Consider the following 10,970-nt stretch of genomic DNA (forward strand, 5'->3'; position numbering starts at 1 on the left):
TCAGATGGATGGTCGCGTCCTGCCGGGGCGTTTGCGCTTGGTGATGACGCCGCCTTCGATCAGGCGCTGCTCGCCATGCAGGATATGGGCGGTGGCGCAACTTCGCGCCGCCACCGGGTCGCGCGCGGCGATGGCCTCGACGATGGCGCGATGCTCCAGCTGCACGGCGCACATGAAGTCGATGCGGCGCGCCTCGTTGCCGCGTGTGATGCGCATGCCTTCGCGCAGGTACTGCGCGAGGAAACCCAACAGCAGGCGGAACTGTGGGTTGCCGCAGGCCTCGCCGATCAGGGCGTGAAAGGCCAGGTCTTCGGCCACGCCGTCGCGGCCCTCGGCCACGGCGGTGTCGATGGCTTTGAGCGCGCGGCGCAACGCGGCAATCTGGCTGCGGCTGGCGCGCTCGGCGGCCAATGATGCGATCTCGCCCTCCAGCACGCGGCGCACCTCCACCACGTGCACCACGGCCTGCACCGATTCGAGCACGCGTGGGTCGAAGGCCAACGGCTGGTGCACCGGCGCCATGGCCACGAACACGCCCGAGCCCTGGCGCGAGACCACCAGCGCGCGCGACTTGAGCTGGTGCACCGCCTCGCGCACCACGGTGCGCGAGACGCCGTGTGTGGTGGCGAGCTGCTGCTCGGTCGGCAGCCGGTCGCCGGGGCGTAGTGCGCCCGATTCGATCTGCTGCGACAGGCGCAGGGCCAGCCGGTCCGACAGCCGATCTGACTCCTGGCGCAGGGGTTCTGCAACAGGCGGGTGGGGGACGAGGGCGGGGCGGTGGAGCACGGGACGCGGGGCGCGAACGCTGGACGATTGGCCGGGACGGTAGTCTGGTCATCATACAAATTCCAGGACTTGTCTACTACCGGATTTCCCTGATGGCGATGGGCTTGCACAGTGCCGATACTGCGCGGGCCGCAAGGTACCCAGGCTCTTGCGGTCCGGTCCATCAACTTCAGAAATGAGCCCAGTGCATGGCGAGCGTCACGATTCAGGGTGTGAAGAAGAGCTTTGGCGAGGTGCCCATCCTGCATGGCGTGGACATCGACATCCAGGACGGTTCGTTCACCGTGCTGGTTGGCCCATCGGGCTGTGGCAAGTCCACCCTGCTGCGCATGATTGCGGGGCTGGAGCAGATCAACGGCGGTGAGATCCGCATCGGCGAGAAGCGGGTCAACGACCTGCCGCCGAAGGAGCGCGACATCGCCATGGTGTTCCAGAACTACGCGCTGTACCCGCACATGACGGTGCGCGACAACATGGCGTTCTCGCTGGCACTGGCCAAGACCGACAAGACCGTCATGGACACCAAGGTCATGCGCGCCGCCGAGATCCTGGCCCTGGTGCCGCTGCTCGACCGGTACCCGCGCCAGCTCTCGGGTGGCCAGCGCCAGCGCGTGGCCATGGGCCGCGCCATCGTGCGCGACCCGCAGGTGTTTTTGTTCGACGAGCCGCTGTCCAACCTGGACGCCAAGCTGCGCGTGGCCATGCGCAGCGAGATCAAGGAGCTGCACCAGCGGCTCAAGACCACCTCGGTCTACGTCACACACGACCAGATCGAAGCCATGACCATGGGCGACAAGATCGTCGTCATGCGCGACGGCCGCATCGAGCAGACCGGCGACCCGCTGGAGCTGTACGACCGCCCGGCCAACCAGTTCGTGGCCGGCTTCATCGGCTCGCCGTCCATGAATTTCTTGCCCGGCAAGGTGCGCCGCAGCGCCGGCGCTGCCGAGGTTGAGCTGAACGACGGCACGCGCCTGGGCATGCCGCAGGGCGCGGCGGGGCAGGACGGGCAGAGCGTCGTGTACGGCACGCGGCCCGAGCATCTGACGCTGGGCGACACCGGCATTCCCGCCACGGTGGCGGTGCTGGAGCCCACCGGCATGGACACCTTCGTCGCCTGCCGACACGAAGGCGCCGAGCTGTCCGCCGTGTTCCGCGAGCGCTATGACTTCGCGCCCGGCAGCACCATCCACCTGCAGCCCGATCTGCAGCGGGCACACCTTTTCGACGCGGGCACCGGTGAACGGCTGGTGGCCTGATTCCTTCCCTGATCCCACCGTTCAGACACCACAGGAGACTTGACGATGAGTGATTTCCAACAGCGTCGGCGCAGCATTCTGAAGGGGTCCGCCAGTGCGGCGGCCGCGGCATCCATCGGCGCGGGGGGCATCGTGTTTGCGCCGCTGGCCGGCGCGCAGACCATGAGCTTCAAGCCCGAGAAGGGCGCCAAGCTGCGCGTGTTGCGATGGAGCCGTTTCGTGCAGGGTGACATCGACGCCTACATGGTCAACGTCAAGAAGTTCACCGACACCACCGGCATCGAAGTGCGGGTGGACAACGAGGGTTGGGAAGACGTGCGCCCCAAGGCGGCCGTGGCGGCCAACACCGGTGCCGGGCCGGACATCATCCTGTCCACCAACGATGACGCGAACCTCTACCCCGACAAGTTGCTCGATGTGACCGATCTGGCCGAGTACCTGGGCAAGAAGTACGGCGGCTGGTACCCGGCCGTGCAGCAGTACCTGCGGCCCGACGGCAAGCGCTGGATCGGCCTGGGCCTGGGCGCGTCCGGCTCGATGATCGTCTACCGCGACAGCATGGTGAAGGCTGCTGGCTTCAGCACCTTCCCCAAGGACACGGCCGGCTTCCTCGCGCTGCACAAGGCGCTGAAAGAGAAGGGCACGCCCGGCGGCTACGCGTTGGGCAACGCCACTGGCGACGCCCTGTGGACCAACTGGCTCATCTGGTCGCACGGCGGCAAGCTGGTCGACAAGACCAACAAGGTCGTGATCGACAGCCCCGAGACCATCAAGGCTCTGGAGTACGCCAAGGAGCTGTACGCCACCTGCATTCCGGGCACCTTGTCGTGGCTCGACCCGAACAACAACAAGGCCTTTCTGGATGGTCAGATCAGCGTGACCAACAACGGCATCTCGATCTACTACGCCGCGAAGAACTCGGCCGATGCCAAGATCAAGGAGATGGCGGCCGACATCCAGCACGCACCCTTCCCCGTGGGGCCGGTGGGCGTGCCGACGGAGTCGCATCTGTTCTTCAACCAGATGATCATGAAGTACACGAAGTTCCCGAACGCGTCCAAGGAGTTCCTGCGCTTCATGATGGAGCGCGAGCAGTTCGACGCCTGGCTGACGGGGGCTGGTGGCTACATCGGTCAGCCACTGGCTGCCTACGAATCCAGCGCGATCTGGACGGTGGACCCCAAGCACACGCCGTACCGCGACTGCGTGAAGAACATGCGGCCGTCGGGCTACGAGGGCAAGCTGGGTTACGCGTCCGCCGGTGCCGGCGCCGACTTCATCGTGGCCAACATGGTGGCCGAGGCCGCCAGCGGTTCGCGCAGCCCGAAGGAAGCGGCCGAACGCGCACAGAAGCGCGCCGAGCGCTACTACAAGGTTTGACCGGCCACACGCTGTAGTTCTTCAGCCTCTCCATGACCATGCTCGCCCGCCTGCAGAACAGCCGCAACGGCTTAGGCTTTCTCTTCATGCTGCCGGCAGCCGTGCTGCTGCTGTTGTTCCTCACCTACCCGCTGGGGCTGGGGACCTGGCTGGGCTTTACCGACACCAAGGTGGGCCGCGGCGGCGAGTGGGTCGGGCTGGACAACTACATCTACCTGTGGGGCGACTCGGTCACGCGGCTGGCCTTGTTCAACACCCTGTTCTACACGGTGGTGGCCAGCATCTTCAAGTTCCTCCTGGGGCTGTACCTGGCGCTGCTGCTGAACAAGCACCTGCGCATGAAGTCGTTCTTTCGCGCCGTCATTCTGTTGCCCTACATCGTGCCGACGGCGCTGTCGGCGATAGCCTTCTGGTGGATCTACGACTCGCAGTTCTCCATCATCAGCTGGGCGCTGGTGAAGATGGGGTTGATCGACACCTACATCGATTTTCTGGGCTCGGAATGGAACGCGCGTTTCGCCGTCATCGTGGCCAACATCTGGCGTGGCGTGCCCTTCGTGGCCATCACGCTGCTGGCGGGGCTGCAGACGATTTCGCCCTCGTACTATGAAGCTTCGGCCATCGACGGGGCCACGCGCTGGCAGCAGTTCTACCATGTGACGCTGCCGCTGCTGACGCCCATCATCGCGGTGGTCATGACGTTCTCGGTGCTGTTCACCTTCACCGATTTCCAGTTGATCTACGTGATCACGCGCGGTGGCCCGCTGAACGCAACGCACCTGATGGCCACGCTGTCGTTCCAGCGTGCGATCTCGGGCGGGGCGCTGGGCGAGGGCGCGGCGATCGCCATTGCGATGGTGCCGTTCCTGCTGGCCTGCGTGCTGTTCAGCTTCTTCGGCCTGCAGCGGCGGGCCTGGCAACAAGGTGGTAAAGACTGATGGCTGCCAAGAGCTCCGATGTCGACGCTGTCGGCATGTCCTACCTGGACTCGATCCCGCGCAAGGCGGTGACGGTCTACCTGCCGCTGCTGGTCTTTTTGATCGTGCTGCTGTTCCCGTTCTACTGGATGGCGATCACGGCCGTGAAGCCCGAGGCCGAGTTGCTGTCGCGCGACGGCAATCCGTTCTGGGTCATCAACCCGACGCTGGACCACTTTCGCAAGCTGCTGTTCGAAACCTCGTACCCGCAGTGGCTGTGGAACACGGTGCTGGTGTCGGTCGTGTCCACCTTCATCTCGCTGGCGGCCTCGGTCTTTGCCGCGTATTCCATCGAGCGGCTGCGCTTCAAAGGAAGCAAGCACGTGGGTCTGTCGATCTTTCTGGCGTACATGGTGCCGCCGTCGATCCTCTTCATCCCGCTAGCCAACGTGGTGTTCAACCTGGGCCTGTTCGACACGCGCTGGGCGCTGATCCTGACGTACCCGACGTTCCTGATCCCGTTCTGCACCTGGCTGCTGATGGGCTACTTTCGATCGATCCCCGCCGAACTGGAAGAGTGCGCGCTGATCGACGGCGCCACCCGCTGGCAGATCCTCGTCAAGATCGTGTTGCCGCTGGCCGTGCCGGGGCTGATCTCGGCCGGCATCTTCGCCTTCACGCTGTCGTGGAACGAGTTCATCTACGCGCTGACCTTCATCTCCTCGTCCGAGGTCAAGACGGTGCCTGTGGGCGTGGTCACCGAGCTGGTTCAGGGCGATGTCTATCAGTGGGGGCCGCTGATGGCCGGGGCATTGCTGGGCTCGCTGCCGGTGGCGTTTGTCTACTCGTTCTTCGTCGAGTACTACGTGTCGGGGATGACGGGGTCGGTGAAGGAGTAGGGCCGGCCAGGACGCAGCGCCGCAGCGTCAGAATGCGCCTATGTCATTCGCCGCCGCGATCCCTGTACTGCGTATCTTCTCGGTCGACCTGGCCAAGGCGTTCTACCTGGACGAACTCGGCTGCACGTTGGACTGGGAGCAGGGCGCGAGCGAGGGTGGCCCGTTCATCGCGCAGGTGCACCGAGACGCGCTGGTACTGCGCCTGAGTGAGCGGCATGAAGATGGCACACCGGGCGCGCTTCTGGTCGTGCCCGTTACCGATCTCGGTGCCCTGCATGGCCAACTGCGCGCGAGGCCGCACCGCCAGCCGTTGCCGGAGCTGCAGGCAAGCTCAGTCGGGCGCGAGCTGGTGCTGACCGACCCGTTCGGTAACCGATTGCGGTTCTGCGAAGGCCAGGGGCTCGGTGCGCCTCGTGCCGATGCTGGGGCGGCTGCGTCGCTCACTCGCGCGCAGGTACGGGCCGAGTACCTGAAGGCGCGCGCCGAAGGCACACTGCCCCCGACGGGCGAAGCCTGAAGGGTCAGGGCAGGCGCCAGACCTACGCTTTTTGTTCCATCGGTGCATTTCCTGAGTGTCGGGTGTGCACGGGGGGCCGCCCGGCATGGGGCACCCCCAGGGCCGGCCCGGCTCAGCGCCCCTCGCCCAGGGGCTCGGGGTCCCCTGCGGTGCTCGCGGCATGGGCGCATTGCACAACTCGCACCACTCACTGCGTTCGTTCACCTCGAACAGGTGCAATGAGTCAGTTCACGAAGCGTGCTTCGCCACCGCCCATGCCACTGCGCTCCTCGGCGCATCTGCAGTGCCGGCCCTGGGGGTACCCCATGCCGGGCTCGGTGCGGCTGACTCCGATGCGCGGTGCTTGCTGATAGTCCCGAGAGAGAGGCCGCTGGTGATTGGAGAGAGAGAGAGGCCGGCGGTAGTCCGGAGAACGCGCCCGCGTGACGCGAGCCTGTCTCCCGACAGCGCTTCAGCCACCCCCCACGTAGCCCGGCCTGGGGTGGCCGCCGTGGCCAACCTGTGGCCGCGCCGAGGAGCGCAGGACTGCGGGCGGCGGCGCAGCACGCCTCAATGACTGAAAAGGCCTGAGCCTCAGACCTTCAAGCGACTCAGGTACTCGAACCCCACCCGCGCCGTGTTCAACGCATTCAACCCCGCGTCGTCGCGCTCGACGATGTACTCGTGGTCGTGCGTGTCACCCGCCGCCTTGAAGATGCGGGCGAAGTCGATCACGCCGGTGCCGACGTCGGCAAACGTCGGCTTGTGGTCGACATACCGCATGTCCTTGACGTGGAACTGCCGAATGCGCTCGCCCGCGTAGGCCAGCAGGTGCACCGGGTCGCGGTGGGCGAACCAGGTCCAGTACAGATCCAGCTCGAAGTGCACGAGCCGCGGGTCGGTCTCGGCCAGCAGGATGTCGAAGCCCACGCGCGGCGTGTCTTCGTCGAGCGCAGAGAACTCCCAGAAGTGGTTGTGGAAGCCGAACCGCAGCCCGGCAGAGCGGGCGATGGCGCCGGCGCGGTTCAGGTCTTCGGCGAACTGCTGCCACGCGGCGACCGTGGTCAGCCCCTTGATCTTCGAGGCGTCGCCGTCGGTCGGGAAGAACGTGATCGGGCTGAGCGGCGTGACGATGTACTTCTGGCCGACGGCCACCGCGTCGGCCACCGTCTGGTACCAGGTGGTCTCGTTCCATGGCTGCGGGATGGACTGGTGCCCGGACGTCGCGCGCAGGCCGCTTTGCTGCAGTGCCGCCCGAAACTGCGCCGCCGTCAGGCCCCCGAACCCGGCATGCTCGACCGTGCGGTACCCCATCGCCGCGAGGGCCTGCAGCTTGGGCTCCAGCGCCGCCAGCTGGCGCAGCGTGTAGAGCTGGATGCTGATGTTCTCGCGTGGGATCGAGCGGCCTCGGCCCCGGTGGTCGCGCGCCTGGGCCGGCATGGCCGAGAGGCCCGCCAGCGCCGGGACGGCTGCAGCCGTGGCTGCCACGTTCCTGAGAAATCTGCGGCGCCCGCCTTCGGTCTCGTGCGCCTTGGTGCCGGGCGTGTGGGGACGTGCCGTGGGCTTGTTGTCTGCTTCGCGCATGGGATCAGGTCTCCTGCTTGTGGTTGTTGGGATCGCTCGGCGACGTGGACCTGATGGCAAGCTCGACGCTCGTCTTCGAGCCCATGCGCAAGCCTGTGCAGGTTACCGGCCCCCGTACCGGTGTGGCCGATCCGGTTACCAACCCTTACCGTGCCCGGCGCGGCGTGACAAATCTCCAAGAGGCGAGGCGGCAGCGCTCACAGCTGAAACGCCACCGCCAGCAACAACCCCTCCGCCACATCGCGCAGCAGCCCCGGCTGCGCGGGCACATACACCCGCCCCAGCGCGCGCTGCGCTTCGATCCAGCGCGCCATCCAGCCGATCTCCTCGCGCCCATAAAACACCACGCCCGCCTCGTGGTTCAGCAGCAGGCTGCGCAGGTCCAGGTTGATCGAGCCGCCCAGCGCAAACTGCTCGTCCACCACCACGGCCTTGGCGTGCGACATCGTGGGCAGCAGATGGAAGACCACGCCGGCTGCTGCGAGATCGCGCATGGCGCGGCTGCGGGCCAGGTCGGCCAGGCGGTGGTTGGAGATCTCGGGCAGCACGATGTCGACCGCCACGCCGCGCCGGGCGGCACGGCGCAGGGCGTCGCGCAACGCGTCGTCGGGGATGAAGTAGGGCGTGGCCACCAGCACGCGCTGCTCGGCGCGGTAGCAGGCGTCGATCAGCAGCGCATGGGCCGTGTCTTCGGCCTGGTCCGGGCCGCTGGGCAAGAACTGCGCTTGCGGTGCGCCCGTGATGGCCGGGCTTGCCACCACGCGGCGCGGCACGGTCTGGCGCACGGCGCTCCAGTCGCGCTCGAACTGCCAGGCCGCGGCACTGGCGACCGGGCCTTCGATGTCGAAGCTGAGGTCGGTCCAGGCCTCCTTGTCGACATCGCCCTCGAAGTATTCGGCGGCCAGGTTGCGCCCGCCGCTCCACAGGCGCTGGTCGTCGGCGATCACCAGCTTGCGGTGGTTGCGCAGGTTGCGCGGGCCGGTGTTGCGCAGGCCTAGCAAGGGGCGAAAGACGGCGACATCGCCGCCGGCCTCGTGCAGCCGATCGAAGTGGCGGCGCGGCAGCTGCAGCGCGCCGAAGCCGTCCAGCAGCACCCGCACCCGCACGCCGGCGCGCGCACGGTCGGCCAGCCGGTGCACCACCTCGTCGCCAAAAGCGTCGCGGCCGATGATGAAGGTGCTGACATCCAGCCGGTGCCGCGCGTCGGCAATGACGGCCCACAGCGCCTCGCGCGCGCCCGTGCCGTCGGCATGGAAGACCACCCGGTTGGCACTGGGCGGTGCCAGCTCGAAGCCATCCAGCAGATCCGCCGCCCAGTGTGTGAAGCGCGGCACCACGCCACTGCCGCGCAGCCGGGGCCGGCCCGCCGGGCGCAGCTTGCGCTGGCCGAACAGCAGGAACAGCGGCAGCATCAGATAGGGCAGAAGCGCCAGGCCCATGACCCAGGCAATCGCCGTGGTGGGCGCGCGCGGCTGGCGGCGTGCGCGGTTCGTCAGCACATAGACCAGCACCGCCAGCGCCCCGAACAGCAAGTGCTGCGAGACGCTGGGCAGCCACTCCAGCAGTGCGTGGGCCACGGGCGTCAGCCGGTCAGCTGGGCGGGCTCACTGCCCTTGCGGGAGAGAGCCGGGTCGAAGGGGCATCGGCGTCGGCAGCCGCCGGCATGCTCACCCGCCCCACACTTCGCGAGCCGTCTCCACCACCAGCCGCAGCTTGTCGCGCTGCGCCTGCACGGCGATGTTGTTGCCGTGCACGGTGCTGGAAAAGCCGCACTGCGGGGAGAGCGCCAGCTGCTCCAGGGGCGCGTAGCGGGCGGCCTGGTCGATGCGGCGCTTGAGCTCGTCCTTGTCTTCCATCTGGCCGAACTTGGTGGTCACCAGGCCCAGCACCACCGTCTTGCCCTTGGGCAGATAGCGCAGCGGCTTGAAGTCGCCCGAGCGGTCGTCGTCGTATTCGAGGAAATAGGCGTCCAGGTCCATCTCCTGCAGCAGTGCCTCGGCCACCGGCTCGTAGTTGCCGGCCGCCGCGTGCGTGCTCTTGAAGTTGCCGCGGCACAGGTGCATGGCCAGCAGCATGCCGGGCGGCTTTTGCGCGACGACCTTGTTGACGAACTGGGCGTAGCGGTGCGGCAGTTCGTTCGGGTCATCGCCGCGCTGGCGGGCGGCCTCGCGCATCTTCTCATCGCACAGGTAGGCCAGGTTGGTGTCGTCCATCTGCACGTAGGTGCAGCCAGCGGCGGCCAGCGAGCGCAACTCGTCGCCATAGGCTTGCGCCACGTCGTCGTAGAACGCCGGGTCCAGCTCGGGGTAGTGCTCGCGGCTGATGCCGGCGCGCCCGCCGCGAAAGTGCAGCATCGTGGGCGAGGGGATGGTCACCTTGGGCGTGCAGCCCGCGGCCACCTGGCTCTTGAGATATTCGTAATCGGCGCGCTGGATGTCGGTGGTGTGGCGCACCTTGTCGATCACGCGCATGACCGGGGGCGCCAGTTCCTGCGTGCCGTCGGGCTTGGTGATGGTGACCGGGATGTCGGTCTTCACGCCCCCCAGTTGCTCCAGAAAGTCGATGTGGAAGTACGTGCGGCGGAACTCGCCGTCGGTGATGCTCTTGAGGCCCACGTCCTGCTGGAACTGCACGATCTCGGCGATGGCTTTGTCTTCCACCACGCGCAGTTGCGCGGCGTCGATGGTGCCCTGGGCCTTCTGCTCGCGCGCCTCCAGCAGGTAGGCGGGGCGCAGAAAGCTGCCAACGTGGTCGTAGCGGGCGGGTAGCTGGATCATGGTTCCTCCGTGAAGTGGGCGGTGCGGCGACGCAGGCCCGAAGGCACGGCGCCAGGGGCCGTGCCGCAGGGCGGGCGCCTGCGGGGCCGGGAGTGTACGCCGCGCTTTGAAGGGCCTGGGGTGCCGACGGAATGGCTGACATACACACAGTTACCGGGACGTCCACTGCCTTGGGGATGGACGAGACCGGCTGTTGTCTGCAAGAGTGCCAATCCATCGCAATTCCAAGGAGACGACCTCATGCCCAGCCGTTCCAGGGTCGCACCCTTGCTCGCCGCTTGCACCCTGGCCGCATGCGGCGGCGACGACGCCCCGGCCCCGCAGGCCGCGACGCCTGCACTGCGCCCGAGCATCACCGCCACCGAAGACTTTGCCGGCAGCTACGGCAGCGTCGGCGCCTACGAGAAGCTGACCGGCACCATCGCCGGCGAGGTCGACCCCAAGGACCCGAAGAACGCCGTCATCCAGGACCTGGCGCTGGCCCCGGTCAACGCGCGCGGCATGGTGGAGTACAGCGCCGAGTTCACGATGCTCAAGCCCAAGGACATGGCCAAGGCCAGTGGCGTGCTGCGCTACGACGCGCCCAACCGCGGCAACATCCTGACCATGCTCAACCCCACGGCCACGCCCAGCGATGCCGTGTACCTGGAGCGCGGCTACGTGGTGCTGTATGCGGCCTGGCAGGGCGACGTGCCCAAGAGCAACCCGGCGCGCCTCACGGTGACGGTGCCCACCGCCAAGAATGCGGACGGCAGCAGCATCACCGGCCCCTACCGCGCCGAACTGGTGCCGAGCGCCGCCACGCCCGTCATGACGCTGCCCGGCGGCGTGTTCAACGGCAGCATGATCCCCTACGCCCCGGCCAGCCTGGA

The 10,970-nt window shown here is 67.3% G+C and carries 9 protein-coding genes and 1 pseudogene; 6 read left to right on the forward strand and 4 right to left on the reverse strand.

From position 1 onward, the window contains the following. Positions 1-786 carry a FadR/GntR family transcriptional regulator gene (locus AC099J_RS29725; RefSeq protein WP_479618927.1) on the reverse strand — a complete coding sequence of 262 codons (786 nt, stop codon included), beginning with the start codon at positions 784-786 and terminating at the stop codon, positions 1-3. A 188-nt stretch (positions 787-974) separates the two neighbouring features. On the opposite strand from AC099J_RS29725, the gene AC099J_RS29730 reads away from it, so the two are divergent. The 5 genes from AC099J_RS29730 to AC099J_RS29750 are packed head-to-tail and all read left to right on the forward strand — an operon-like array spanning position 975 to position 5,758. Then, positions 975-2,045, forward strand: a complete 1,071-nt coding sequence (locus tag AC099J_RS29730) for an ABC transporter ATP-binding protein (RefSeq protein ID WP_479618928.1) — start codon at positions 975-977, stop codon at positions 2,043-2,045. 45 nt (positions 2,046-2,090) lie between these two features. Then, complete coding sequence (locus tag AC099J_RS29735; protein WP_479618929.1) at positions 2,091-3,425, forward strand: ABC transporter substrate-binding protein; 1,335 nt, start codon at positions 2,091-2,093, stop codon at positions 3,423-3,425. Positions 3,426-3,463: 38 nt separating this feature from the next. Then, a complete protein-coding gene (locus tag AC099J_RS29740) occupies positions 3,464-4,363 on the forward strand; it encodes a carbohydrate ABC transporter permease (protein WP_479618940.1) in 900 nt (299 codons plus the stop codon). After that, on the forward strand, positions 4,363-5,241 hold the full coding sequence (locus AC099J_RS29745; RefSeq protein ID WP_479618930.1) for a carbohydrate ABC transporter permease: 879 nt from the start codon (positions 4,363-4,365) through the stop codon (positions 5,239-5,241). The genes AC099J_RS29740 and AC099J_RS29745 overlap by 1 nt, the downstream gene beginning before the upstream one ends. Positions 5,242-5,281: 40 nt before the next feature. Next, the gene (locus AC099J_RS29750) at positions 5,282-5,758 is read left to right on the forward strand and encodes a glyoxalase superfamily protein (protein ID WP_479618931.1); all 477 of its coding nucleotides are present in this window, start codon (positions 5,282-5,284) and stop codon (positions 5,756-5,758) included. 573 nt (positions 5,759-6,331) lie between these two features. Here AC099J_RS29750 and AC099J_RS29755 read toward each other — a convergent pair. The 3 genes from AC099J_RS29755 to AC099J_RS29765 form a co-directional block, all read right to left on the reverse strand. Further along, entirely contained in the window at positions 6,332-7,321 is a 990-nt protein-coding gene (locus AC099J_RS29755; protein WP_479618932.1) for a sugar phosphate isomerase/epimerase family protein, read from the reverse strand. A gap of 197 nt (positions 7,322-7,518) precedes the next feature. Then, positions 7,519-8,898 (reverse strand): phospholipase D-like domain-containing protein, encoded by a 1,380-nt coding sequence (locus AC099J_RS29760; protein ID WP_479618933.1) that lies wholly within the window; start codon positions 8,896-8,898, stop codon positions 7,519-7,521. Positions 8,899-8,988: 90 nt separating this feature from the next. Beyond that, positions 8,989-10,098, reverse strand: a complete 1,110-nt coding sequence (locus AC099J_RS29765) for a 5-methyltetrahydropteroyltriglutamate--homocysteine S-methyltransferase (protein ID WP_479618934.1) — start codon at positions 10,096-10,098, stop codon at positions 8,989-8,991. A gap of 240 nt (positions 10,099-10,338) precedes the next feature. Between AC099J_RS29765 and AC099J_RS29770 the strand changes: the two are divergent. Then, a pseudogene (locus tag AC099J_RS29770) lies at positions 10,339-10,970 on the forward strand (alpha/beta hydrolase domain-containing protein); the annotation flags it as partial.

The organism is Rhodoferax sp. RT4P68, from assembly GCF_056521305.1.

Excerpts from the sequence above, each read along its gene's own strand:
- AC099J_RS29735 (WP_479618929.1), top strand. The coding sequence starts at position 2,091 with ATGAGTGATTTCCAACAGCGTCGGCGCAGCATTCTGAAGGGGTCCGCC.
- AC099J_RS29740 (WP_479618940.1), top strand. The coding sequence starts at position 3,464 with ATGCTCGCCCGCCTGCAGAACAGCCGCAACGGCTTAGGCTTTCTCTTC.
- AC099J_RS29730 (WP_479618928.1), top strand. The coding sequence starts at position 975 with ATGGCGAGCGTCACGATTCAGGGTGTGAAGAAGAGCTTTGGCGAGGTG.
- AC099J_RS29745 (WP_479618930.1), top strand. The coding sequence starts at position 4,363 with ATGGCTGCCAAGAGCTCCGATGTCGACGCTGTCGGCATGTCCTACCTG.
- AC099J_RS29755 (WP_479618932.1), bottom strand. The coding sequence starts at position 7,321 with ATGCGCGAAGCAGACAACAAGCCCACGGCACGTCCCCACACGCCCGGC.
- AC099J_RS29750 (WP_479618931.1), top strand. The coding sequence starts at position 5,282 with ATGTCATTCGCCGCCGCGATCCCTGTACTGCGTATCTTCTCGGTCGAC.
- AC099J_RS29765 (WP_479618934.1), bottom strand. The coding sequence starts at position 10,098 with ATGATCCAGCTACCCGCCCGCTACGACCACGTTGGCAGCTTTCTGCGC.